This is a genomic window from Caballeronia sp. LZ034LL, assembly GCF_031451215.1.
GTDB lineage: Bacteria > Pseudomonadota > Gammaproteobacteria > Burkholderiales > Burkholderiaceae > Caballeronia.
Genome location: NZ_JARUXR010000001.1, coordinates 857,665 through 882,295, shown reverse-complemented (window position 1 = coordinate 882,295; position 24,631 = coordinate 857,665). Strand labels below are relative to the sequence as shown.

General features: G+C 62.0%; 19 protein-coding genes, 1 tRNA gene and 1 pseudogene. 4 read left to right on the top strand and 17 right to left on the bottom strand.

Going from position 1 to position 24,631, the window contains the following annotated elements; translation table 11 throughout:
* Window positions 1-27: 27 nt before the first annotated feature.
* The 5 genes from QCE83_RS04100 to QCE83_RS04080 all read right to left on the bottom strand — a co-directional run bounded on the left by QCE83_RS04100 (window position 28) and on the right by QCE83_RS04080 (window position 7,815).
* Window positions 28-486, bottom strand: coding sequence for a CopD family protein (locus QCE83_RS04100; protein ID WP_309807778.1), 459 nt, complete (start codon window positions 484-486; stop codon window positions 28-30).
* A 162-nt stretch (window positions 487-648) separates the two neighbouring features.
* Window positions 649-2,967: a DNA topoisomerase IV subunit A gene (gene parC, locus QCE83_RS04095; RefSeq protein WP_309807777.1), complete on the bottom strand. Its 2,319-nt coding sequence runs from the start codon at window positions 2,965-2,967 to the stop codon at window positions 649-651.
* A 43-nt stretch (window positions 2,968-3,010) separates the two neighbouring features.
* Window positions 3,011-4,990: a DNA topoisomerase IV subunit B gene (locus QCE83_RS04090; RefSeq protein ID WP_309807776.1), complete on the bottom strand. Its 1,980-nt coding sequence runs from the start codon at window positions 4,988-4,990 to the stop codon at window positions 3,011-3,013.
* Window positions 4,991-5,322: 332 nt separating this feature from the next.
* The gene (locus tag QCE83_RS04085) at window positions 5,323-7,257 is read right to left on the bottom strand and encodes an ATP-binding cassette domain-containing protein (protein WP_309807775.1); all 1,935 of its coding nucleotides are present in this window, start codon (window positions 7,255-7,257) and stop codon (window positions 5,323-5,325) included.
* Between the two features lie 150 nt (window positions 7,258-7,407).
* Complete coding sequence (locus QCE83_RS04080; protein WP_309807774.1) at window positions 7,408-7,815, bottom strand: DUF4399 domain-containing protein; 408 nt, start codon at window positions 7,813-7,815, stop codon at window positions 7,408-7,410.
* 259 nt (window positions 7,816-8,074) lie between these two features.
* Between QCE83_RS04080 and QCE83_RS04075 the strand changes: the two genes are divergently transcribed.
* On the top strand, window positions 8,075-8,257 hold the full coding sequence (locus QCE83_RS04075; RefSeq protein WP_309807773.1) for a rubredoxin: 183 nt from the start codon (window positions 8,075-8,077) through the stop codon (window positions 8,255-8,257).
* A gap of 37 nt (window positions 8,258-8,294) precedes the next feature.
* On the opposite strand, the gene QCE83_RS04070 is transcribed toward QCE83_RS04075, so the two are convergent.
* The 8 genes from QCE83_RS04070 to QCE83_RS04035 all read right to left on the bottom strand — a co-directional run bounded on the left by QCE83_RS04070 (window position 8,295) and on the right by QCE83_RS04035 (window position 16,103).
* Window positions 8,295-9,050, bottom strand: a complete 756-nt coding sequence (locus tag QCE83_RS04070) for a class I SAM-dependent methyltransferase (RefSeq protein WP_309807772.1) — start codon at window positions 9,048-9,050, stop codon at window positions 8,295-8,297.
* Window positions 9,050-9,847 (bottom strand): hypothetical protein, encoded by a 798-nt coding sequence (locus tag QCE83_RS04065; protein WP_309807771.1) that lies wholly within the window; start codon window positions 9,845-9,847, stop codon window positions 9,050-9,052. The genes QCE83_RS04070 and QCE83_RS04065 overlap by 1 nt, the downstream gene beginning before the upstream one ends.
* 92 nt (window positions 9,848-9,939) lie before the next feature.
* Window positions 9,940-10,461, bottom strand: coding sequence for a fimbrial protein (locus QCE83_RS04060; RefSeq protein ID WP_309807770.1), 522 nt, complete (start codon window positions 10,459-10,461; stop codon window positions 9,940-9,942).
* A 38-nt stretch (window positions 10,462-10,499) separates the two neighbouring features.
* A complete protein-coding gene (locus QCE83_RS04055) occupies window positions 10,500-11,600 on the bottom strand; it encodes a fimbrial protein (RefSeq protein WP_309807769.1) in 1,101 nt (366 codons plus the stop codon).
* A 41-nt stretch (window positions 11,601-11,641) separates the two neighbouring features.
* Window positions 11,642-14,218: a fimbria/pilus outer membrane usher protein gene (locus QCE83_RS04050; protein ID WP_309807768.1), complete on the bottom strand. Its 2,577-nt coding sequence runs from the start codon at window positions 14,216-14,218 to the stop codon at window positions 11,642-11,644.
* A gap of 146 nt (window positions 14,219-14,364) precedes the next feature.
* On the bottom strand, window positions 14,365-15,120 hold the full coding sequence (locus QCE83_RS04045; RefSeq protein ID WP_309807767.1) for a fimbria/pilus periplasmic chaperone: 756 nt from the start codon (window positions 15,118-15,120) through the stop codon (window positions 14,365-14,367).
* Window positions 15,121-15,152: 32 nt separating this feature from the next.
* Complete coding sequence (locus QCE83_RS04040) at window positions 15,153-15,689, bottom strand: fimbrial protein (protein ID WP_309807765.1); 537 nt, start codon at window positions 15,687-15,689, stop codon at window positions 15,153-15,155.
* A gap of 339 nt (window positions 15,690-16,028) precedes the next feature.
* Window positions 16,029-16,103: transfer RNA gene (locus tag QCE83_RS04035), tRNA-Arg, on the bottom strand.
* 212 nt (window positions 16,104-16,315) lie between these two features.
* On the opposite strand from QCE83_RS04035, the gene QCE83_RS04030 reads away from it, so the two are divergent.
* Complete coding sequence (locus tag QCE83_RS04030; protein WP_309807764.1) at window positions 16,316-17,413, top strand: tyrosine-type recombinase/integrase; 1,098 nt, start codon at window positions 16,316-16,318, stop codon at window positions 17,411-17,413.
* 30 nt (window positions 17,414-17,443) lie between these two features.
* On the opposite strand, the gene QCE83_RS04025 is transcribed toward QCE83_RS04030, so the two are convergent.
* Together QCE83_RS04025 and QCE83_RS35110 are read right to left on the bottom strand one after the other, a co-directional pair.
* The gene (locus QCE83_RS04025) at window positions 17,444-18,013 is read right to left on the bottom strand and encodes a hypothetical protein (RefSeq protein WP_309807763.1); all 570 of its coding nucleotides are present in this window, start codon (window positions 18,011-18,013) and stop codon (window positions 17,444-17,446) included.
* Window positions 18,004-18,603: a LuxR C-terminal-related transcriptional regulator gene (locus tag QCE83_RS35110; protein ID WP_404984719.1), complete on the bottom strand. Its 600-nt coding sequence runs from the start codon at window positions 18,601-18,603 to the stop codon at window positions 18,004-18,006. The genes QCE83_RS04025 and QCE83_RS35110 overlap by 10 nt, the downstream gene beginning before the upstream one ends.
* 395 nt (window positions 18,604-18,998) lie before the next feature.
* Here QCE83_RS35110 and QCE83_RS04020 point away from each other — a divergent pair, with 395 nt between their 5' ends.
* On the top strand, window positions 18,999-19,799 hold the full coding sequence (locus tag QCE83_RS04020) for a fimbria/pilus periplasmic chaperone (protein ID WP_309807762.1): 801 nt from the start codon (window positions 18,999-19,001) through the stop codon (window positions 19,797-19,799).
* Window positions 19,800-19,964: 165 nt separating this feature from the next.
* Window positions 19,965-22,085, top strand: coding sequence for a prolyl oligopeptidase family serine peptidase (locus QCE83_RS04015; RefSeq protein ID WP_309807761.1), 2,121 nt, complete (start codon window positions 19,965-19,967; stop codon window positions 22,083-22,085).
* 92 nt (window positions 22,086-22,177) lie between these two features.
* Here the strand turns inward: QCE83_RS04015 and QCE83_RS04010 are convergent, their stop codons facing one another.
* Window positions 22,178-22,753, bottom strand: coding sequence for a lysis system i-spanin subunit Rz (locus QCE83_RS04010; protein WP_309807759.1), 576 nt, complete (start codon window positions 22,751-22,753; stop codon window positions 22,178-22,180).
* 871 nt (window positions 22,754-23,624) lie between these two features.
* A pseudogene (locus tag QCE83_RS04005) lies at window positions 23,625-24,122 on the bottom strand (lysozyme).
* Between the last annotated feature and the right edge of the window lie 509 nt (window positions 24,123-24,631).

The window sequence follows — 24,631 nt, the reverse complement described above, 5'->3', positions numbered from 1 at the left end:
CGCCGCAGCCGCAACCTCAAGCGCTCTTCACAGACCGCGTGACAACACCGCTGCACCAATCGTCACGATACCCAACACCAGATTGATCACGACGAGCCTGCGCACGGTTCCGACGGCGCGTGCGCCGTCGGGCCAGTTCTGCGCCTGCACCGCGCGCCGGATGCGCGGAAACACCGCAAAGCGGATGTGCCCGAAGATCAGCATCATCACGACGCCGAGTCCGGCCATCACATGCAGCGGCAACGCAGCGTGCGTGCCGCCGAACTCGGCGAGCAGGAAGCCGCCCGAGAGCAGGATGACGAGCACCGACGCTGCAACCCAGTTGAAAAAGCGCGTGAAGACGGCTTCCCACAGCGGCAGGCGCAGTTGCGGCGTGAGGTCGCCGAGCGCGGGACGCAGGCAGAAATGCGCGAAGATCATGCCGCCAATCCATACGGCAACGCCGAGGAGATGCAGGAAGAGCGCGGCTTCGATGGCTTTGTTCATTGTGTTGTTGGGCTGACGTCGTGGGCTTGGGGATTCAAGTTTGGCCGTTCGACTAGGACGCTGCCCACCAGTTCCTGTGTATTCGGCAAGAAGCCAAATAAAAACGCCTCGCCGCATGCGTGCGACGAGGCGTTCCATACGATGCCGAAGCAGTCTTGAAGCTTATCCCTCGAACACCGGCCTCAATTCCGCCACCTTCAGCGTCGAATCCGGCGCCCGTCCCTTCCGCGCCCGCTTGCCGAGATGCAGTTGCAGTTGCGAGCCAGCCAGCTTCTCGTCCCTGATCTTGCCGCCGCGTCCCGTGCCGATCATCACCACGCCGCGCGCGTCGATGGCAAGCGCCTGCCGCAGCGTTTCCTTCGGATCGAGCGCCATCAGCGTGACGCCGCGCCCGCCGCCGGAGAGCGTCTTCATCTCGTCCATGCCGAACACTAGCAGACGCCCCGCGCTCGACAGACACGCCACATAGGCCGCGCCCGGAATGACCGGCATCGGCGCGAGCGGCGCGGCGCCTTCGTCGATGGTCATGAACGCCTTGCCCGCCTTCTGGCGGCTCACGAGATCGCCCAGCTTCGCGATAAAGCCGAAGCCGTTGCTCGACGCCAGCAGCAGTTGCTGCTCTGCGTTCGCTGCGAAGTAATGCAGCAGATGCGTGCCCGATTCGAGTTCGATCAGCGACGTGACCGGCACGCCGTCGCCCCGTCCGCCTGGCAGCGCCGCAACCGACACCGAATACACCCGGCCCTTGCTGCCCCACGCGATGAGCGAATCCGGCGTACGCGCCTGGAAGGCCGCGTAGAGGCCATCGCCCTGCTTGAAGGTGAAGCCGGCCGGATCGAGTCCATGTCCCTTCAGCGCCCGCACCCAGCCCTTCTGCGACACGACGACCGTCACCGGTTCATCGACGACGCGCGCCTCGAAGGTCGCGCGCGTGGCCTGCTGGATCAGCGTGCGGCGGTCGTCGCCGTACTGCTTCGCATCGGCTTCGATTTCCTTGATGAGCAGACGCTTCATCGCGGCATCGCTGTTGAGCAGTTCTTCGAGCTTGGCTTTCTCTTCGCCCAGGTCCTTCAATTCCTGTTCGATCTTGATCGCTTCCAGCCTTGCCAGCTGGCGCAGGCGGATGTCGAGAATGTCCTCGGCCTGGCGTTCGGAAAGATTGAAACGCGCGATCAGCGCCTGCTTCGGTTCGTCGGATTCGCGAATGATGCGGATGACTTCATCGATATTCAGGAAGACGATCATCCGTCCTTCGAGAATATGAATGCGGTCGTTGACCTTGCCGAGCCGATGCTGCGTGCGCCGCGTCACGGTGACGAAGCGGAAGCCGATCCACTCATGCAGGATCTCGACGATGCCCTTCTGCCGCGGCCGGCCGTCCGCGCCGATCATCACCAGGTTGATCGACGCATTCGATTCGAGGCTCGTATGCGCGAGCAGCGAATTGACGAACTCGGTCTGGTCGAGGCGGCTCGACTTCGGCTCGAACACGAGCCGCACTGGCGCGTCCTTGCCGGACTCGTCGCGCACGGCGTCGAGCAGGCCGAGCAGGGTCTGCTTGGTCTGCGCCTGCTCGGGCGTGAGCGTCTTCTTGCCGAGCTTGATCTTCGGGTTGGTGAGTTCCTCGATTTCCTCGAGCACCTTCTGGCTCGACACGCCCGGCGGCAGTTCGGTGATCACCACCTGCCACTGTCCGCGCGCGAGGTCCTCGATCTTCCAGCGCGCGCGCACCTTGAGGCTGCCGCGTCCGCTTTCGTAGGCCGCCGAAATCTCGGCCTGCGACGAGATGATCTGCCCGCCGCCCGGAAAGTCCGGTCCCGGCAGCTTTTCCATCAGGCCGGCGTGACCGATCTTCGGATCGCGGATCATCGCGACGGCCGCCTGCGCGACTTCGCGCAGATTGTGCGACGGCACTTCCGTCGCGAGACCCACCGCAATGCCCGACGCGCCGTTCAGCAGCAGGAACGGCAGCCGCGCGGGCAGCAGCTTCGGCTCTTCGAAGGAGCCGTCGTAGTTCGGCATGAAGTCGACCGTGCCCTGGTCGATTTCATCGAGCAGCAGATGCGCGATGGGCGTCAGGCGCGCTTCCGTGTAACGCATGGCCGCGGCGCCGTCGCCGTCGCGCGAGCCGAAGTTGCCCTGCCCGTCGATGAGCGGATAGCGCATCGAGAAGTCCTGCGCGAGCCGCACCAGCGCGTCGTACGCCGACTGGTCGCCGTGCGGGTGATACTTGCCCAGCACGTCGCCGACCACGCGCGCCGACTTCACCGGCTTCGCGTTGTTCGACAAGCCCATCTCGTTCATCGCGAACAGGATGCGGCGCTGCACGGGCTTCTGGCCGTCGCACACGTCCGGCAGCGCGCGGCCCTTCACCACGCTCACCGCGTAGGACAGGTAAGCGCGTTCGGCGTACTCGCCGAGCATCAGTTGTTCGCCGTCCGGTGCGGTCTGGGCGGCGAAGAGATCGTCTGTGGTTCCCATCGAATTTCCGTTATGCGTATCTCAGGTCGAGTTCTGAGCAGGCTCAGATGTCCGCTTCGACCTCGTTGCCCTTCTCTTCGAGCCAGCTGCGCCGCGATGCCGCTTCGCCCTTGCCCATCAGCATCGTCATGCGCGACACCGTGAGGTCGAAGCCGAGATCGCCCAGCGCGATCGGCAGCAGGCGGCGCGTGTCGGGGTTCATGGTCGTGTCCCAGAGCTGCTCGGCGCTCATCTCGCCCAGGCCCTTGAAGCGGCTGATGGTCCACGCCGTTTCGCGCACGCCGTCCTTGCGCAGCTTGTCGAGAATCGCTTCGAGTTCGCCTTCGTCGAGCGCGTAGAGCTTCTGCGCCGGCTTCTTGCCGCGCGCGGGGGCGTCGACACGGAACAGCGGCGGACGCGCGACGCACACATTGCCGCGTTCGATCAGCTGCGGGAAATGCTTGAAGAACAGCGTGAGCAGCAGCACCTGGATATGCGCGCCGTCCACGTCCGCGTCCGACAGGATGCAGATCTTGCCGTAGCGCAGATTCGACAAGTCGACCTGCTCGTCCGGACCGTGCGGATCCACGCCGATGGCCACCGCGATGTCATGCACTTCGTTGTTCGCGAAGAGCCGGTCACGCTCGGTTTCCCAGGTGTTCAGCACCTTGCCGCGCAACGGCAGGATGGCCTGGAATTCCTTGTCGCGGCCCATCTTCGCGGAGCCGCCCGCCGAATCGCCCTCGACGAGGAAGATCTCGTTGCGGCTGATATCCGTGGACTCGCAGTCGGTCAGCTTGCCGGGCAGCACCGCGACGCCTGAACTCTTCTTCTTCTCGACCTTCTGGCCGGCGCGGGTGCGCGCCTGCGCCTGGCGGATCACGAGTTCCGCGAGCTTCTTGCCGAATTCGACGTGCTGGTTGAGCCACAACTCGAGCGCGGGCCGCGAGAACGACGACACGAGCTTGACGGCGTCGCGGCTGTTGAGACGTTCCTTGATCTGGCCTTGGAACTGCGGGTCGAGCACCTTGGCCGACAGCACGAAGGACACGCGCGCGAACACGTCTTCGGCGAGCAGCTTGACGCCCTTCGGCTGGAGGTTGTGGATCTCGACGAAGTTCTTCACGGCCTGAAAGAGGCCGTCGCGCAGGCCGGATTCGTGCGTGCCGCCGGCGGGCGTCGGAATCAGGTTCACATAGGATTCGCGCAGCAGCGGCCCTTCCTCGCTCCACGCGACGACCCACGACGCGCCCTCGCCTTCCGCGAAGGTTTCCTCGGTGTTCTTCGAGCTTTCGGCGAAGCGTTCGCCTTCGAAAAGCGGAATCAGCAGTTCGCTGCCGCCCATGCCTTCGAGCAGATAGCCGCGCAGGCCGTCTTCGTACTTCCAGGTCTGGCGCTCACCGGTCTTCTCGATGACGAGCACGACTTCGACGCCCGGCAACAGCACGGCCTTCGAGCGCAGCAGACGTTGCAGTTCGCCGAGCGGCAGGTTCGCCGAATCGAAATATTTCGGGTTCGGCCACGCGCGCACGCGTGTGCCGTTCTTCTTCGCGCCGCGTTCGCCCGCGCGCGTCGTGAGTTCCTCGACGACGTCGCCATTGGCGAACGCCAGTTGCGCGATCTTGTTGTCGCGCCAGACGGTGACTTCGAGACGCGTGGCGAGCGCATTCGTCACCGACACGCCGACGCCGTGCAGCCCGCCCGAGAACGTATAGGCGCCGCCTGCGGCCTTGTCGAACTTGCCGCCCGCGTGCAGCCGCGTGAACACGATCTCGACGACCGGCACGCCTTCTTCCGGATGCAGGCCGAACGGAATGCCGCGGCCATCGTCTTCGACGGACACGGAATTGTCATTGTGCACGGTGACGGTGATCTGCTTGCCGTAGCCGCCCAAGGCCTCGTCGGAGGCGTTGTCGATCACTTCCTGAATGATGTGCAGCGGATTCTCGGTCCGCGTGTACATGCCGGGCCGCTGCTTGACCGGTTCCAGGCCCTTGAGCACCTTGATCGATGCTTCGCTGTAACCGGCTGCCTTGGCATGCATGACAGGCCGCTTGCCTCGGTCGGTTCCTGTCGCCATTGCGCTGGATTTTTTCGTGGACATAGTTGAACGTTGATCCGGCACTCGGGCGCGCGCGGAATTGCTGCAACGTGACGCTCGCGTGACGCCCGGCATGCCGGCGAATGCTGATGAAATTGCCTGGCCGGAACGGCCTGCGGCGGGGTATCGACCCGCCCGGCGCTCCGTGCCGCGCTAGGAGAATAGCGGTTTTCGCTCGCCGCGCCCACCTCGGGAGCGTAAAACACCCGGCTGGCGGGGCAGTCAAGCGGTCTGTGAAACGGGCTCAGGCCGGATGCGGACGCCCGGCAAGCGCGTCACTTCCGTTTTGCTTCCAGTTCCTCCCAACGCTCCAGCGCCACGAGCAATTCGTCTTCGATCGCCGCGTGCCGCTCCGACAAACGCGCGCCTTCCTTCGCGTCGCGCGCGAAGATCGAGCCGTCCTCGAGCTGCGCGCCGATCGACTTCTGCTCCTCTTCCAGGGCGGCGATGCGCGCCGGCAGCCCCTCCAGCTCGCGCTGCTCCTTGAACGACAGCTTCACGGTGCGCTGCGCATTGCGGCCTGCCGCGCTGTCCTTCGGCGTTTCATCCTTCGGCGCTTCCTTCGCCGTCTGGCGCGCCGCCTCTTCCGCGATGCGCTCCGAACGTTCGCGCTGAACCTGCCAATCGGAAAAGCCGCCGACGTATTCACGCCACAAACCGCCGCCCTCCGCCGCGAACACCGAGGTCACGACGTTGTCGAGGAACGCGCGGTCGTGGCTCACGAGCAGGACGGTGCCGTCGTAGTCGGCGAGCAGTTCCTCGAGCAGTTCGAGCGTGGGGATGTCGAGGTCGTTGGTGGGTTCGTCGAGCACCAGCACGTTGGCGGGCCGCGCGAACAGCCGCGCCAGCAGCAGGCGGTTGCGCTCGCCGCCCGACAGCGAACGCACCGGCGAACGCGCGCGCTCCGGCGCGAACAGGAAGTCGCCGAGATAGCTCATCACGTGCTTCTTCACGCCGTTCACCTCGACCCATTCGCTGCCCGGGCTGATGGTGTCGGCGAGCGACTTGTCGAGATCGAGCTGGGCGCGCATCTGGTCGAAGTACGCCGCCTGGATGTTGGTGCCGGTGCGCACGCGGCCTTCGTCGGGCTGCAGTTCGCCCAGGATCAGCTTGAGCAGCGTGGTCTTGCCCGCGCCGTTCGGACCGACGAAGCCGATCTTGTCGCCGCGCATGACGGTGGCCGTGAACTGGTCGACGATGGTGCGCGCGCCATAGCGCTTGGTCACCTCGGTCAGCTCGGCGACGATCTTGCCCGACTTCTCGCCCTGGCCGACGTCCAGCCTGACGTTGCCCTGCACGTTGCGGCGCTCGGCGCGTTCATTGCGCATCTCGACCAGCCGCGCAATGCGCCCGACGCTGCGCGTGCGGCGCGCCTCGACGCCCTTGCGGATCCACACTTCTTCCTGCGCGAGCAGCTTGTCGAACTTCGCCTGTTCGACCTGCTCGACTTCGAGCTGTTGCGCCTTGCGCGTCTGGTACGCGCTGAAATTGCCCGGATACGACAGCAAGCGCCCGCGATCCAGTTCGACGATGCGCGTGGCCACGCGGTCGAGGAACGCGCGGTCGTGGGTGATGAACAACAGGCCCGAGCGCAGCGTGACGAGCAGTTCCTCCAGCCAGCGGATGCCTTCGAAGTCGAGATGGTTGGTGGGTTCGTCGAGCAGCAGCACGTCCGGCTGGACCACCAGCGCGCGCGCCAGCGCCACGCGCTTCTTCATGCCGCCGGACAGCGCGCCGGTGCGGGCGTCGCCATCGAGGCCGATCTGCGCGAGCGTCGTGGCCACGCGGGTACGCCAGTTCCAGGCATCGCGCGTGTCGAGCGCCGCCTGCAGCACGTTCATGCGCGACAGCAGCGTGTCGTGCTCGGCGCCTTCGGGCGTGTCGGCGAGCGCATGCGTGACGGCGTCGAACTCGTCGAGCAGCGCGCGTGCCTCCGTGAGGCCCGAGGCCACCATGTCGAACACGGTGGCGTCGAGATCGAATTCGGGCTCCTGCGGCACGTAGACCGTGGAAAGCTCGCCCTGACGCGTGATGAGGCCGTCATCGGGCGCGGCGAGGCCCGCGACGATCTTGAGCAGCGACGACTTGCCCGCGCCATTGCGGCCAATCAGCCCGACGCGTTCGCCCGCTTCGAGCGAGAAGTCGGCGTGGTCCAGCAATGCAACGTGGCCGAACGCGAGCTGCGCGTCCGAAATGGAATAAAGCGACATGGGAAAACCGGATGAATGGCGAAGGATTGCCGGCGTGCCCGGCAATCAAGGGAAGCGTCCATTGTACCGGGCGTGCCGGGCGCGAGGGTCGCGCGCCCCCGGTGCTGGCCGAACGGACGACCGCAACGGCGCGGCCGGCCGTTGCGCGGGTTACTGCACGTGGATCTTGATGGTCTGGCTCATTTCCGGACCGTACGAGCGATGCGCGCCGTCGCCGAACTGCAGCGTCAGCGTGTGATCGCCGGGAGGCAGCTTGATGTCGGCCTCGGTCTGGCCCTTGCCGTAATGCAGCGAGGTATCGTTCGCCGGAATCACGGTGCCTTTCGGCAGCGGCTTGCCGTCGACCAGCACGTGGTGGTGGCCGGTGCCCTCGGTCATCGTGCCGGCGGGCGCAATCGACATGCCGTCGACGCCGAACTGCACATGCACCGGGCTCGTGACCGTCGCGCCGTCCTTCGGCTGGACGAAATAGACCCGCGCCTGCGCCTGCGCGGCGCTCGTGAAGGACATCAGCATCGCGCCCGACAGCACCGCACCCAACAGTGTCTTCTTCAGCATCGTGTTCTCCATGCAAGGTAAACCGGTCGATGGCGTCCGGAACTCGCAGCAGCATACACCGGGCGTCCCGGGCCTCACATCGGGACCACTGCGAAGCACCGCTGCAAAGCTTGAGCGCCGCGGCACGCCGTCGCGCCCGCACGGCGAAAGCGCAGATTCCTGTAAGATGCGGCTCGCCGCACGGGTGCGCAGTCAAGCGTCCGGTCGGCCGGGCGTGTACAGTGCGGCCCGTTCATTCTTTCTGAATCAAGAGTCTGCCGTGAGCGAAGTCATCGCATTCAAAAGCTGGGTCTGCCTGATCTGTGGCTGGGTCTACAACGAGGAAGAAGGCCTGCCCGACGAAGGCATTGCGGCCGGAACCCGTTTCGAAGACATTCCCGCCGACTGGCGCTGCCCGCTGTGCGACGTCGGCAAGGCGGATTTCGTCGCCGTCGAATTCTGATCGTTGCCGCCGCGCGCTCGGCGCGGCGCACGTGCTGTCAGCGCGCCACCGCGATCAACTCGCGGCTCGTCTCATCCAGCGGCGCGCGCGTCCAGTCTCCATACCAGTCGATGTGCGCAAAACCCGCGCGCTTCAGCAAGTCCGTCAATGCATCGGCCGTCCGGAAGCCCAACTCGCTTTCGGCGCTGAGCGTTTCCGCGCCATCCGCCCCACCCGTTGTCGACAAGAACCGGTAATGCGTCGTGAACGCGACGCGGCCGGTCGACGCCGGATCGGGTTGCGCATGCCGTTCCTGCCAGACTTCGACCGTGCCGCCGCCGGGCGCCTCGATGCGTTTCATCGAACGCTCAGGCGTCCAGTCCTCCCATGCCCGCGCCGCCGGATGGCGGCTCTCGAACGCGATGCGCCCGCCGGGACGCAGCGCGCGCCGCGCGGCCTGCAGCGCCGCCAGCAACGCGGTGTCGTCGAGCAACACCTGCACGACGTGCCCCGTCATCACCAGCAGATCCGCCGGCGTGCCGACGAACGGCAGCGCCCCGGCGTCGCCTTCGATCCACGTCACCTGGTCGCCTTCCGGACGCGCCCGCGCCACGCGCAGCATCTCCGGCGACGGATCGATGCCGGTCACGCGCACGCCGCGCTTCGCCATTTCGCAGGCGAGCAGCCCGGTGCCGCAGCCGAGATCCACGACGTGCGCGGCCCCATCGGCCAGTGACAGATAGAACGCCGTATCGGCGGCGAACGGATTGAGGACGTCGTAGAGCGCGACCAGGCGCGGATCGGTATAGAGCATCAGTGAGTTTGATAAGCGAGCGCGTCGCGCAACGGCTGGCTGGCGATCATGATCGGACCGGTGAAGGGCGTGTCGAGGTCGACGATCACGAGCACGGCGGACGCGATCGACAGCGCGCCGAGCATGATCGTCACCAGCGAGAGCGCGTTGCGCGGCGCGATCAGGCCGAAGCACAGGAAGATGATGAGCAGCCATCCCACCAGGATGCGGTCGAACGGATAGGACAGCGTGCCGTGCGCCTCCTCGATCAGCTTCCAGCGCAGCGCAATGAGCTGCTCGAAACGCTCGGCGCTTTCGTTGGCGAGCGCGTGGTGGTAGGCGTCGGCCGGCTGCAGCAGACGCACGCGGTGCTGGGCCTGGCCGAGCAGCGTGCCGAGTTCGGAACTCGCGAGATCGCCGTTCTTGGGGGTCGGCGCAATGGCCGGATAGTCGCCCGGCGGATGCGGCTCGTCGGGCCAGGTGCTGGCGATCGCCGCCGCCGTATAGGCGCGCAGCAGCGCGCGGGCTTCGTCGAGATCGTGACCGTAGTCGCGCATCGTGCGGTCGAGCTCGATGAGCACCGTGGCATAGGTGCGCATGTCGTTGTTGGTCGTGTCGAAGCCAGTCTTCGCCGAGGCAGTCAGCAAGCCGAGTACGAGCGCCGCAAACGTCACCAGCATGCCGACCAGCAACTGGAGCAGCTGCACCGTTTCCTGCGCCTTGTGTTCCTCGGGCAACAGCGGCCGCACGATGGCGCCCAGCCCCGTGCTGGCCAGCAGGAGCACGAAGACGAGCACCGCGGTCTGGATTTCCGTCATGAGCGCTTGAGCCGGATGGGCGTGGCCGGGACATGCGCATTATGGGTGGAAATGGCGCGCTTCGTTTCAAACCCTGAATAATTCCCGCGGCTTCAGTTGTAAGTGAAGGTCACGGTCGCCATCACGCCGACCGTCCCCGCCGACAACGCGCCGAGGCGGTAGTACTGCGCCACCAGCGGGATGATCATCGTGCCGGTCGGGCCGCTGGTGCCCAGCGCTACGGCGTCGCCATTGACCGGAATGGGCGTGCCGGTGGTCGCCCCCGGCCCGCTCGCCAGCAGCAGCTGCACGCCCACCTGCGTCGCGCTGCCGTTGAGGTTCTTGAGCACGGTGGGAAACGTATCGATCGTGCCGCTCACGGACATGCTCACCGGCGTCTGCGGCTGGCAGCCGGACAGCTCGATGACGAACGCCTTCGCGCCGCTCGTGGTGGCGACGAATTCCGCGACCGGCACGGTGGCGAGCGTGATGACCTGCGGCAGCGTTGCGGGATCAGGGACGCAGGACGGCGCGAGAATCGAGCCGTAGAAACTGAAGGTGGCCTGCGAACCTGCCAGCGCCGCGCGGGCGCACAGCATCATCGAAACTGCCGCCATGAGCCGGATGCCGCGCATTCGGTACGCTCCGTCGGGAATTTGCGGGCACGCGCCCGTCATTGGTACAGCACGGTCATGGTCATGACCGTGCTCGCGTTGCCCGGCGTGACCGGGCCCGTCCGGTAGAAACGCGCGGTCAGCGGCACCTGATAGGTGCCGCCGAAGAGACTGCTATAACCGCTCAGCGTCTGCGGCGTGTTCAACGGCACGACCTTGCCGGCGGCATTGAGCAACTGCACGCCAATGCCGGTCGCCGAGCCGGCGCCGGGCTGCAAGGCGGCGACATTGTTCACGGCCTCGCCGTATTGCGGAGAAATGGTGTACGTGACGGAGTGAATCAGGCCCGTCGACGTGCCAGGGTCGTCAGATCCGCCGGGACAGTTGAGGAACTGCACGTTCAACATGCCCTTGCCCGCCTGCGGCGGCGACAGCGAGCCGACGGCCGGAAAATCGGAGGCCGAGAACGTGCCGACGTCGACACTCTGGTCCGGCGTCGTGCAGGTCATCGGCGTGAACATGATGGAGGTCGTCGAGATGTCGACGGTCGGCGGAACCACGGCGTCCACATAAGGCTGCAACAGCATGATCTGGTTGCCCCTCACCCAGGCGCTGCTCATGAGGGGGCCGGTTTTGACCAGGGCGATCGCCGTCTGGGCGCCGACCGTCTTCGACCCGGACTGACCGGCGAGCATCGGGCTCCACGCGTCGTAATTCATCGGCCCGCCTCGCTGTGTACCCTGCCATGCGGTCCGGGAGCCGTCGGCCGATTCGAACTGCATGGCTATGGCGATACCCACGCCCGGAACGCCAGTGGCCAGCACGGGAATGCTCGCGCCGTTGTAGGAAACCTCGATGCCCGTGCGCACGCTCGCATCGCCGCTCAGATACATGCCGATTCCCACCGTGTTGTTCTGCGGCCTGCAGACGAACTCCACGAGCTGGCTCGTGACCCATTGCGTCAGAAGCGCGCCGGGCGGCAGGTCGGCCGCCACCGAAACGCCCGAGGGCAGCGTGAGCGACTGCGGAGGCCAGCAGCTGTAGCAGGTCGCGGAAGGGTCCTGGTCGCACGCGGACGCTGTCCGGGCGATCCCCGCCGCCATCAGTGCGATGAGCCGCAACCATGCGGCCGGTCTGAAGCTGAAGCGCTGCGCAATCATGTCCATCTCCCTGTTGCTTGCTCGTGTGGGGACTGCCAACCTCATCGGCAACTCGCTTCCGTGAACGCCGCGATCGCCCGGGTCTGCGCCTTCGATGCAGCCGGCCATGCGACGCGCACCCGGCACTGTCTGTCGGCGCCTTCCCCCCACTTCACCATCCATTCGTCGCCGTCCGTTCCGCCGTAGACCAGCGCGCGGCTGCCCTGCCCCACCGTGCCCACGACATCGCCCTGCGGATTCAGCACTTCCGCGCCGAACGGCAGCGGCTGGCCGTCCGCGCGCCTGAGGCGCACGACCATCGCCGGTCCGCGATCTTCCGTGTCGAACTGCACGCGCACGACCGAGCCGGCGGTCGGGGCAAAGCGCTGTTCCGTGGTCTTCAGGCGCAGGCCGATCGGCAGTCCCTTCACGTCGATGCCCACCTGGTTAAGCGCGTACGGCTGCAAGCCCGCGATCAGCGCATGGCCGCTTCCGTCGATGCGCACGCCCGGCGAACTCGATACGTTCGCGCCCGTGGCGTCGTCGGCCTCGATCACGGCGAAGGTGTCACCGCTCTGCGGCGAAAACACGACGCCGTCGCCATACGCGACGATCGACCCTGACAGCCCGCCGCCCACCTGCGTATAACCGTTGGCGCGGCCGGCATTCAGCTGCATCTGCGCCGCCGGCGACAGGAAGCCGAGATTCGCGTTGATGCTGTCGTCCGTCTGCGGGCCGCGCCACTGCCGCCCCGTCGTGACGCCATAGTTCAGGCGATGGTTCGCGCCGGCGGCGCCGGTGAAGGACGCCTGGAGCTGACTGCTGCCGTCGCGGGAATCGCGCGTGAAGCTCGTCACCGAGTGAGCGTGGCTCGCGCCGAGACTCAGCGGCACGGAGAGACTCACCATGAAACGCGTGCCCCAGCGGGACGTGCTCGAATCGAGTTCCCGCGACACCGAGACGTTCACCCCCACGCGACGGATCGACGTGTTGTAGCCGGCCTGGAACGACGTGTCGCGGCTGGTGCGGTTCCAGTAGATCTGCGTCGAACCTGACAGGTACATCGAGCCGTACTTCCACAGGCTCTGGTTCACGGTCAGCAGCAGACGTCCCTTCTGCCTACCCGTCAGCGCGGACGCATTGCCCGACGTCGCGGCATCGCGCAGGGTCATCGCATCCGTGAAGCTCAGGAAGCCTTGCGTCGAATAGCGGTACGCGGCGAGCGTCACATCGGTTTGCAGCGGCGTGAAGCTGCGCGAATAGGACACGCGCAGGCTCTGGCCGCCGCGCGGCGGCACATTCGGCAGAGACGTGTTCGCCTGGGTCACGTCGAAGCCGAACGCGCCGACCGGCGTGTCGAGCGCCACGCCCGCCGCCGCCGACCAGTAGCCCGAAGACACGATCGTCCCGCCGTAGAGCGTCATGAACCGATTGAGGCCGTGCTGGAGATTGCCCTGCAACACGAACGGCGTGTTGCTCCCGCTGGTGTTGCGGTACTGGCCCGCAGCGACGCTGTAGCGCCAGCGTCCTTCGCGCAGCGCGTTGACAGGCGCGGCATAGGGCAGCAGCGACGTGTGCCGGCTGCCGTCCGCTTCGGTCACCGTGACTTGCAGGTCGCCGCCGTAGCCCGTCGCGTAGAGATCGTCGATCTCGAACGGCCCCGGCGCCACCGTGGTCTCGTAGATCAGGTTGCCGCGCTGCGTGACCTGCACCCGGGCGTTCGTGTTGGCGATGCCGCGAACGGTCGGCGCATAGCCGCGTTGCGACTCGGGATACATCCGGTCGTCAGTGCCGATCTGCACGCCGCGCAGGCCGAACGAATCGAAGACCGAGCCGTCCGTGTAGGTGTCGCCGAGCGTGAACTGGCTCTTCAGCCGCACGATGGAGCGCTGCGCATTGCCCTGGATACTTTGGCCGCGCACGCCCGCGCCGGTCGCACTGGTGAGGTTGCCGCCATAGCGAAAGCGCCACGGACCGAGGTTCACACCGGCATTCACGCCGAGATAGCTCTGCGTGTTCGACACGCCGTTGCCGTTCGAGCGATACACATTGCCGCTGTACTGCACGAGCGCGGCCGGGACGCCGTCGTCCCAGAACTTCGGATCGATCCAGCCGCGCGCGGTGCGGCTCATCCACGCCTGCGGAACGCTGACGTCGAGGCGCTGTTCGCCCATGTCGAACACGGCGCTCGCGCCGGGTATCAGCTCGGGCAGCACGGCGGACTTCGCGGTGTCGAGCGTCGCGTGCGCGGCATCGCCCAGCTTCGTGAGATCCACGCCGATACGCGTCAGCAGCGCGCGGTCGAAGAGCGGCTGCGCAGCCGTGCCGGGGCCGTTCACTTCGCGCAAGGTGACATCGGACGTGCCGATCCAGGTCTGGTTCACGTTCAGTTCCGCGCGATACGTGCCCGCCGCGACGAGATTGCCGCGGTCGAAGCGGCTGATATCGAGTTGCGCCGCCGCGCTGCCGCTCAGGAAGCGTGCGTTGAAGCGCACCGTCTCGGGGGGCGGCGCGAGCGCCGTGCTGTCCGCATCGGCATTCGTGGCGACGACCGCCAGCAACACCGCGACGCCGGCCGGGTTCAGCGACAGGAAGTCGGGGTTGGACGCACGCGGCCTCGAGCAGCGATTCTTCTTCATGAATGCCCGGCGAACAGGCGAAAGCGCCCCCTGCCGCAGCGAGAACGCTCCGGCATCGGGGTGCGAGGGTTGATGGAACCGAATGCGGTAATCCGAAGACCGGCGCGGCGGCGGATGGGAGACCATCCGGTCCCGCCGGCCGCGTGCTACTTGAGCGACGCTTCGTGCTTCACCGGCGCGCCGTAGTCATCGAGCGTGGTGAAGGACACGTTGCCACCCGGCGCGGGCGTGGCCGACAGCGGCAGCGAGACCGCGCCGCCGGGCGCGACCATGTCGCCGGCATCGAAGCGCGCGGCCGGATCGCTCCCGCCGACGCGGGCCGAAATGATCGTCACGTAGTAGCTCGACGGATTCGAAACCCGCAGAGCAGACTTGCCGCCTTCCGTGACGATGCGCCACTCGAGCGCGTCCGGCGCGTCTTCGACCCGGCCCGCCAGGCCCGCCGGGCGGAAGAAGAACTTGAGCCGGGTGCGGAAGGCGAGCTGCACGTAGTTGGGGCCGGTCACGGCTTCGGCCGGACTGGGCGGCACTTCGAGCAGGTTGAACCACAGTAGGCTCTCGCGATCCGGCGGCATCGGCTCACCGGTGTAGACGATGCGGACCGTCTGCGCCTTGCCCGGGTCGAGGCGCGCGAGCGCCGGCGTCAGCATGAACGGCAGATTGAGCAGGCTCGGATCGACTTTCGGATCACCCTCGTCGAGCCACACCTGGGCAAGCGCCGGCGACTTGCCGACATTCGACAGCCTGAGCGTCACCTCCTGCTCCGCGGCCGGATAGACCACCCGCGTACCCGCGATGACGACGGACGCGCATGCCGGAAACGCCGTCAGCGTCAGCACCAGCCAGACCGACACAAGCAGGCCGATGAACGCGGGCTCGCGGGCTCGTCGTCGGAACGTCATCTGGCTTGTCTCCGAGGCCCGGCTGGAGCCGGTCACTGATACGACATCGAGTAGGTCACGACCGTGCTCACCGTGCCGGCCGTCGCGCCGCCTGCGGGCGTGACGTACTGGGCCGCGTACCGGAGCGTCGCCCGGCCGCCTGCGATCGCGACGTTTTGCGCGTTCTGCGCGCCGTCGGTCTTGCTCACGTCGATCACCTTCGTGCCGTTGTTGACGTCGACCAGCTGGACTTCGACGTTGGTCGCCGTCCCGGTGTTCTTGAGATTGCCGTTGGGCAGCGTGTTGGCGCCGCTCTCCCAGAAGGCATGCACGTTGCCCGTGTCCGGTGTGCAATTGGTCAACGCGAGGTTGAACGACGTGTTGCCGCCGGAACGCCCGGCTTCAGTGAAGTCCGATGCCGCGATGGTCGGCAGCGGGACGGTGTCGTCACCGGTTCCGCCGTTGCCGCTGATCTGGCAGGTGCTGGCCGTGAGCTGGCCGTTGATCGTCAACGTGCCGCCAGAGGCATGAGCCGCACCGCAAGCGGCGCCGCTCAGCATGACGACGAGTGTGAGCACATTCTTTTTCATTCTTTGTCCTGATTGATCTTGACGAAGCGATCGCCAGCGTTGGGCGCCGGGATCAACGTGTGTTTTTGAAATTCATCTGACAGCATTCGTCAGGAATTTGTAGGACTTTATAAGAATTTTCTTGAGATGAATCTAGGACGATTCTTAAACGCTCGCACCATTCAGGCGCGAGGCACGAGTGTGGAGATCGTTGCAACGACGAAGGGAAAACAACGCGGGAGCGTGCTGAAGCGCGCCTGGTAATGAGGGGGAATGCTGGAATGGCGAATGTCGTCCCGCTCGACAGCGGGAGATGGGCGACGCGGATGGCGAATTCATCCGGAATGCATGAGAGGGCCGTGGTCCCCCCGGCAGGAATCGAACCTGCATCTAGCGCTTAGGAGGCACTCGTTCTATCCATTGAACTACGGGGAGATAGTACTTGCAGTGGGAAGCACCAGAAGACCGCTCAACCAGCCTCCGCCCTTTCCCCGCCTGCGTCTCCGGCCTTTCGCCTTCACCCTAAATGAAGCACCGTGACACGCAGTTTGAACCAATGTACCGCTTCGCTTGCTACAATTTTGCTACGAATTTCACCGAAGAGCTGTTTCACTGATCTGGCACTGCTACAACCTCGGAGACAACGAGTGGCTTCAATCTTGCAAATTGGTAGCCGCTGGCGCGCCCAAGTGCGCCGTCGCGGGCAGAGTATAACAAAGACCTTCAAGACCAAAAGCGCAGCCCAAGCATGGGCGCGTGAACAGGAAACGGCGATCGACAAGGGGCAAACTGCGATCGACGCGCACGCGGTCACCGTCGACGAGTTGATCAGCAAATATCGCGAGGCCCGTGCCGAGTCTGGCCGCGTAGTCAAACCAAAGTCGAATGAGGACTATATTCTGCAACGACTTGCCGATGCGTTCGGTGACTGCTTAACAACGCAGCTCAACACGCAGCGTATCGTCAAGTTCGCTCAAGCGCGCAAAGCGGGCGGTGCTGGCGGTTACACGATCGACATGGACCTGTCGAAGCTCGGCACAGTGATGCGTCACACCGCTTCCCTCCTGGACATTGTTTTACCCGACGCAGTCGGCACTGCGCGGCCTGCCCTGCACCATTTGGACTTGATCGGACCAGGAAAAAAGCGCGATCGCCGTCCTTCCAACGGGGAGATCGAACAAATTCTGGCTTGGTTTGCCGAACACCCTGAGCGTGAGCAAGCCATGCCAGATCTTCTGCGAATCGCCATACAGTGCGCTTTCCGCCGCGGGGAATTGTTCTCCCTACGCTGGGACGACATCGACACCGAGAGGCACTTGGCGCTTGTACGAGACCGAAAACATCCGAGGCAGAAGGTTGGCAACAATGAATGGGTCCCGCTCATCGGCAATTCATTCGAGATCATCACAAGGCAGCCGCGCTATCCAGTCCCAGAAGACTACGCGATTAGGCGGGCTGCAGACCCAAGCCTACCGCCGCACAAGAATGAGTTTATTTTTCGCTTCAACAAGAGCACTGCGAGCAAATACTTCAAGCAAGCTTGCGACGCGAAGGGAATAGTCGGTCTTCGGCTACATGATCTTCGGCATGAAGCCACGAGCGCTCTCTTCGAGGCAGGCTGGGACATTCCCGAAGTTGCGGCCGTCACCGGTCACAAGGACTGGCGTAACTTGAAGCGCTATACGAACTTAAGTGTCGCCGACATCGCAAAAAAGGGCCGCCTCAAGATCGATGCGGGACCCTGATGAAACCGCGGTCGGTGGATACCTAGTCAGTTAGGACGCCCTCGCCCGTCCCGCACGAAGAGCCGTGTCAGACATGGCAGGTTCTTGACGAGCCAGTGGCTCCGTGTTCCTGTCGTGAGACGCTTTGGCCATTGCGACATATACATAGGCGCGATTTGCCCAGAGCATGCTAGTTGCACCACACTGGCTACCTGCGAACCGACAAAATTGCGGTGGAAGGCCAGAGGGTATAACTCTGCTTGAATCTTTGGCAGGTACGTCCCACATAATCACGATGTTGGCGTCGTTATCCTTTCCGAAGCGGGTTATCTCGTCGCGGTCATTACTCTCGTCGCGTTTGACCAAAGCGGTAACACCTACAACGACGTAGCCGTGCGCCAAGAACTCCTTGACTCGACTTGAAAGATCCTCAGCTCGATACACCTCTATTTCTCCAACAGCATTTGTCGGCGATGCTTCAGAACCTACTTTAAACGCCTGATAGTTCTCCTCGCGCAAATTCGTACAACCAGACATTATCAGAATAACGATAAGGCCAATTGCCAATAAATTCAATATCCTGCAGCTTTCAGGCACAGTCGCACGGCTTTCTAGTTGCATTTTACAGAATTACTCATATAAGACGATCCCAACTCAACAATCGCAAAGTCTCGCTCTGAAAAAGCCCGAAATAATTCTGCGTCAGAGCTAACTTGCAGTTTCCGCATTGCGTTCTTTTTGTGCGTGCTCACTGTCTGTTTCGATCTGTATAGAGTCAGTGATATCTCCTTCACCGACAATCCCGCCAAGACCGACTTCAGCACATTTATTTCGCATCGAGACAACGGTCTGACATCAGCGGCTGAAGCTGGCGCACTCGCGAAACTCGCTAATTTAGGAGATATATAGTTAGCTTTTGCGTAAGCGGCCAGTATAGCGACCGGCAGGAATTCGATTATGTCCTCTTTGTCTAGAATCGCATGAACGCCTAGTTGCGCTAGAGTCGAAACATATGCTGGATTACGGATGCAGGAATGGAGGACCACCCCGACTGCGGGATGGTCTTCCAGGATTATTTTCAGCAATGGTCTGAACGACCCTTCAACTGTCTCACACGCCGCCTCCTGATCTGTAATTACCACGTGGAAATCGTGAGTCGACACGACGGTTGGTAATTCTTTACTTGTTCGCACAGCAGCCACTAAGTGCATTCCCTTGTAGCGCTGAATGAGAGCTTCGATTCCAAGCGCTGTCAGCGGGTGGCTTTCAGCAGAGATAACCTTTATACACATTTATAGCCAACCCATGAAGCGTCGATGTATACCGCAGAGCATCGCACGTCACCCTACAGACGAAAGCCAGTCAGATTAAATGAATGAGCGGCTGCCCTCAATCTGACTCGTACGAATTTACCGTCGAGCGTGGCGATACTGCCCGGGAAACTGCAATCGGACTGACTTCGTGCTGGTATCGCGTCGGACACATTCGAGTCGATAGCGCGATCGGTCCGATTGTTTCTGCTCCAAGACCAAGCCAAACTACCTAGGCACAGCGCAACACAGGCTGCGGCAGCTAATGAGAAACACAAACGAGGGAGGGAAATTATATGTCGACCCAATCGCTGATTTCCAAATCACGATCGATTATTTCTAGACTTCATCGCGGAAAGAAGCTTTTCTTGGATAGAGGGAAGACGGTGTCAAATAAGGAAAACACGATCTCGAGTCAAAATAGCGAAAGTGCCGCGCTGTTTAACTCTCTAGCCATCGGCGCGCGCTCCATTACCATCGATACGAACTCAAAGCAGGCGAAATTGGCCGTCCAAAACGTGGGCGATTCTGCAATAGTACTTCTACCGTCAATTCAACGATTCCCCGAAACGCAGACGACCTCCGTCATGGTCACGCCACTCATGATGGAGTTGCAAAGTGGAGAGTCTGCAGCAGTCGAATACATTCTGCTTACGGCAGACGCCGAAACCGAACAGTTGTTCCGAGCGCGTTTCGAATGGTTCCAGTCCTACGCCAACGCTGCCACGCAAGAGGCAGAAACATCCATTCCCTTGCTGGTTCGGCCGGCAGGATTAACACCGGAAGACCACCCATGCGAATCGCTTTGTGCTTCGATGAACAAATTTGGCGACGTGATTATCGAAAATCGTAGCGCACATATCGCCTTTCTTTCGCCGGTCGTCGCCTTGGTTCCCTGCCGCCGGACTTTTGTGCTTCCGCAACGTTACATCGCACCGCAGTCGTGGCAGCTCTGCCGTGGAGTCGCGTTGGGCGTAACGCCATCCGCAATTCGTATTTCCGTCGAAACATCGACCGGTATTCCTACATCGTCGGTCGATCTGCAGCTGCGACCGTGGCTAGCAGCCGAACATTTTAGGCTTCGAACCTTCAAATGACGGCACGGCGCTGACCCAAAAGAGAACTGTCTAGCCGACCTTAACTGGGAAGTCGCCGGCAAATCGACTGCACGGCAGTGACACTTAAATGCGCAGCGCTCACTGAAGTTAACGCTGTCTCCGAGTCGCCGGCTGGACTCCAAAAGAACCTTAGAATCTTCCTCAATGATGACCTTGAATAAAAGCCATTGCGACGGTCTCGTCCGGCCGCGGTCCAGAGATCCCGATCCTTTCATAGGACTGGAGTCGTGCACCGATCCGTGCGCACAGGCTTGGATTCAAGCCCAGACTTCCCGCACTGAAGCCGATTTCGGCGAGTCACCTGACGCGCGCGCACTCACAGCGCGACTCGAACGGGCTTATACGTCGCAGGGCCGGATTGTTATGTGCGGGCGCTATGGCGATTGGGCCTACAACACATGGAAGGACGACGAGCATCCTCTGGGCATTCTACGACGCACGGCCTGGTCTGCATGGCTTGCTGGTAGACCGGAATGGGAAACCATCTTGGATGTCGGCGCGCTTGACCTAAACGTATCCAAGAAGGATGACATCCATTGGACGATGAGTAGTTACGCCTTGCTGTATCCGAACTATGAGCGTGCGTTGATCAGAATCTCTCCCGGGGGGTCCGACGCATGCATAGTGCGTGAGTTCGATATTGAAACAAAGCAGTTCATAGACGACGGCTTCAACGTGCTCAACGTCGGAAAGCACATCATTTCATGGATCAACCGCGACGCTGTCTACGTCGGTTGGGACGATAGCCTTATCAATACTAATGGCGCTGTGACAACGTCGGGGTTACCCCGGCAATCGCGCCTCTGGACCCGCGGTACGCATCTCGCCCATGCACCCGTGGTATTCGAAGGCGCGGAGAGCGATATGGTTGCGCTAGCCTTCCATGATCCAATCGCAAAGTTGGATTCTGCATTGCGTACCACGACGTTCTACGACACGATGCACTTTTGGTTTGATGAGACCGTAGGTCGTTGGATGCAATATGACCTGCCAACGCATGCTGAAACTGACTATTGGGACGGCTGGCTTCTGGTAACACTGCGTAAGCAATGGACAGTTGGTGGGAGACGCCATGAGGCAGGGTCGCTAATTGTCATCCGACGAGACGCTTTCCTTGCTGGGGCACGAGACTTTTCAGCGCTGTTTACGCCCTCCAATAGTCGGGTGCTCGCAGGAATCGATCACACCAAAAACTGGTTGATTGTCTCTGAGATGGAGAATGGTAGGTCGCATGTGACGATCATGCGCCCACCATTTTCTTTTAACTCCTCCTGGCAGCGGCACAGTTTTCCCATGCCAGAAGCAAACCCAACATGGGTGAGTGCAATCGACAGTGAACGCGACGACACAGTCCTTATTCTAGTCGAACATTTCCTCACTCCTCCGACGCTTTATTATGCCGATCTGGCCAACGACGCGCCATGGCAGCCGCTAGCGCGATTGCCCGCTCAATTCGACGCGAACGGCATGTCAGTCGTGCGCCGTCACGCTATTGCGCAAGACGGCGAGCGTATTCCTTACTGGCTGATCGGTCAGGATATCGAGAGGAACACCGCCCCACGGCCCTGCCTTCTTTATGGATACGGCGGCTTCGAAGTCGTGCTCGAACCGCGATACGAGGCGACCACGGGTATCGCATGGCTGGAGCGTGGCGGCCTGTACGCGGTTGCCAATATTCGCGGCGGCGGCGAATTCGGACCAGCGTGGCACCAGGCGGCGCTGCGCGAAAACCGGCAAGTGTCATTTCAAGATTTCATCGCGGTGGCGCAGGCGCTGATTGACTCGGGCGTCACGTCGCCGAAGCAACTCGGGATTCGAGGCGGCAGCAACGGCGGCTTGCTCACCGCAGTGTGCATGGTGCAGCGCCCCGATCTGTTCGGCGCGGTGCTGTCGGAAGTGCCACTTACCGATATGGCGCGGTTTCACTTGCTGCTGCAGGGCGCATCATGGATCGACGAATACGGCGACCCGAACGACGAAAATGATCTTCGCTATCTATTATCCTATTCTCCTTACCAGAACGTGGATGCACACGTCGCATATCCTCCAGCGCTCTTCACGTCATCGACAAGCGATGACCGCGTGCATCCGGCTCATGCCCGCAAGATGGTGGCGAAAATGCAGGCGCAAGGACACAGCAACGTTTGGTATCGTGAAGTAAACGAAGGAGGCCACGGTGCGGGAATGAAGCCGGTGCAGGTCGCACGTAGTGAGGCAATAAAGTTCGAATTCTTACGAAGAGCGATCGGGCCTCGTAACTGTTAAAGCGTGCACAACACAGAGCCATTGCTCAGCGATTTGTGATTCGACCTAACATAGCCTCGTCAAAACGCCAAAACAAGCAATCCCGGAAGATGTCACTCCGGGAGAGCCGAGTCTTTGCAGCTACCAGCAATGATCTGTTCCTGCTGTAGCGCGCAGATATAGCGCTGCAGATATCCGGCTTTTGCGCGCGCGTCTTCGTCGGCGTCATCCACTATTGCGAAAAGAGCTCTTCCAACTGCTGGTGATAGCTCGGCTTGCGCACTGGTTCCATCGCCCAGGACGCCGGTGGCGGAACTTGGATTCGAGGCGTCGATATGATTTGAGGCGGGCAAACTCGCGGCTGCAACGCGCAGCCGGCGAATGCCATCAGCGATAGCGGCACGATTCTTAGCATTTTCCACGTCATGGAGTGTCTTTTCAGCGTGAAGTTGCTTATCGAGTGCGTCAATACGAGCAACTGCCGCGTTGTGGGTGGCGATCGAATCCGTGACTGCCCTCGCAACGCCCTCCGAATAAGTCTTGATCTTTTGCGCGCACGCTTCACTGTCGCGTGCATGAACAGCTTCCTCCTTCGCAAGCTGTACACCATCAGCTGCGTGAATGATAGTGCCTCCGATTACAAGGCCAACGGCACCGGCAACAAGTCCCGATATGACGTGAGAACACATGAACAATCTAAGGCTTCGAGAACCGCCGCAATCGACATGCAGGGCTCACGAACATCCTTCTCCTCCCTTTTCAAAAATGGCAACCTAAAACGCGCGGGCCGTAGCACGACCAGACCGAAAAGACGCTCTTTAGTACATGTCCGACTCATGTCGGTAAAGCGTCTGATTGATGTTGTCTGCGCTATCTCTTACCTTAGTTGCTTTGGCTCTCAACGCTATAAGAATGACAACCGACGATCTCATATCAACCATCTTGACATGGCTTCTTCTCGGACAGGCGCCCGTCCACAGCAATCGCTATATCGATCATAGTTTTTATCAAATTGCTAAATGCAATCGCTCCAAACGATGTTCACCCGAAGCCAAGCCGTTGAGTGTCGACGTCATATCTCTCGCACCTCGTGAGAACACACGATCTTCCGAAGCGAGATCCCAGTCTATCAGTTCAACTCTTTGGTCAAGTGCTGGAACAATCCCAACCACGCTCTCCTCGGGACCAGCCGAGTTAAAAGGAAACACAGAGCCATGGACCAAGCTACTATTCCGGGAGGAAAACGGGACGCTTCGAATTACGAATCCAACCGACGACCAAGTGCGGATTTCCCCGTTCCTGGAGTTGCTCCCCACCAGAAGGGTGGTTGTTCTTGCGAAGCCGTACTTGGACGCAGGCGAGTCATTGCAGCTTCCAAATTCAACCGCTGGGGCCCTGACCAAGTCCGTCCTACTTCAACCCGAAACGAATTCGGGCATACCGCATGCACAGTACATAATGCCGGTAAAGCACGCAAAGACACCGGACTGAGCAGGCTCTTCGCGAAATCTCACAATGGGAACACGACGTCTGTCCAACTGTTTCAATGGACACGCCTCGTCACAAATTTAGTTCGCAGAGAGCGCGTTCCTCAGCGCGACGCCTCACCAGACCAGGTAGCACCCTACCGTGAGAAGTAATCCATTGCGCTCTTCCGTCGTCCGCCTGATTCATCGCGCGGCAGGCGCCTCGCCAGTCGTGAGAATTGAACCGCTTCGCGGTCGTACTGTTACAGTAAGCTCGCCCGCCGATGTTATAGGCAAAGCTCACAGCAGCCGCAAGTTAATTCGGATGACCTTTCAGTCCAGGGGTACATCTAAGCACATCCGTAGCATGCGTGCGTAGCGCTTCGTTCAATGATGTCTGACACTCGCCGGTGGTGTATTGCTTTCCGACGACAACATCCTGCGTATCGCCACTACACTTTGTTGCGACGCCCGCCGGATCCACGTATCCGTGAGGAGAAACGCCCTCAAATCGCGGCACAATGCAGTATAGAACTACAGCGACGCTGGCTCCCACCAACGCTACTACCCCCCTCTGTTCCACAATAGCCATTCGGTGCTCCAGAAACGAAGATGCCCGGATGCCTTATCGGGTCCGAACGTTGACGACGTGCACGTTCAAACTAGTCGCGAGCCATTGCCCTCCGCGCACGGCGGTCTTTTCTCAACGCGAATACGAAGCTAGCTCCGATGTACGCAAGCGTTGCGACGGCCACCCACCAATTGATGTCATGGCTGCTGAGCCACAGCCAATAATTTCCACCAACTACAGGCATCGCCTTCGCAGCACTTGCTGCTAGATCCTGCTTCATTCCGCCTCCTTCCGGCATCAAGACTTGCCCCCGTCTGCGTTACTTTGACTCTCTGAATCAGAATCTCTTTTACTCAACCTCTTCCGCTCGCAACTGCAGTAGCCGCTTCGCTTTTGCAGCTGAGTTGATAAAAAAAGCCGCACGAGGCGGCTGAACTGACCCCGCAAAGTTGGACAGTTTTAGGCTAGGGCCGTGAGGGCTGAGTTCTGTACATCACAGGACTCAGCCCTTTTAGCTTCAGCTTGATGCG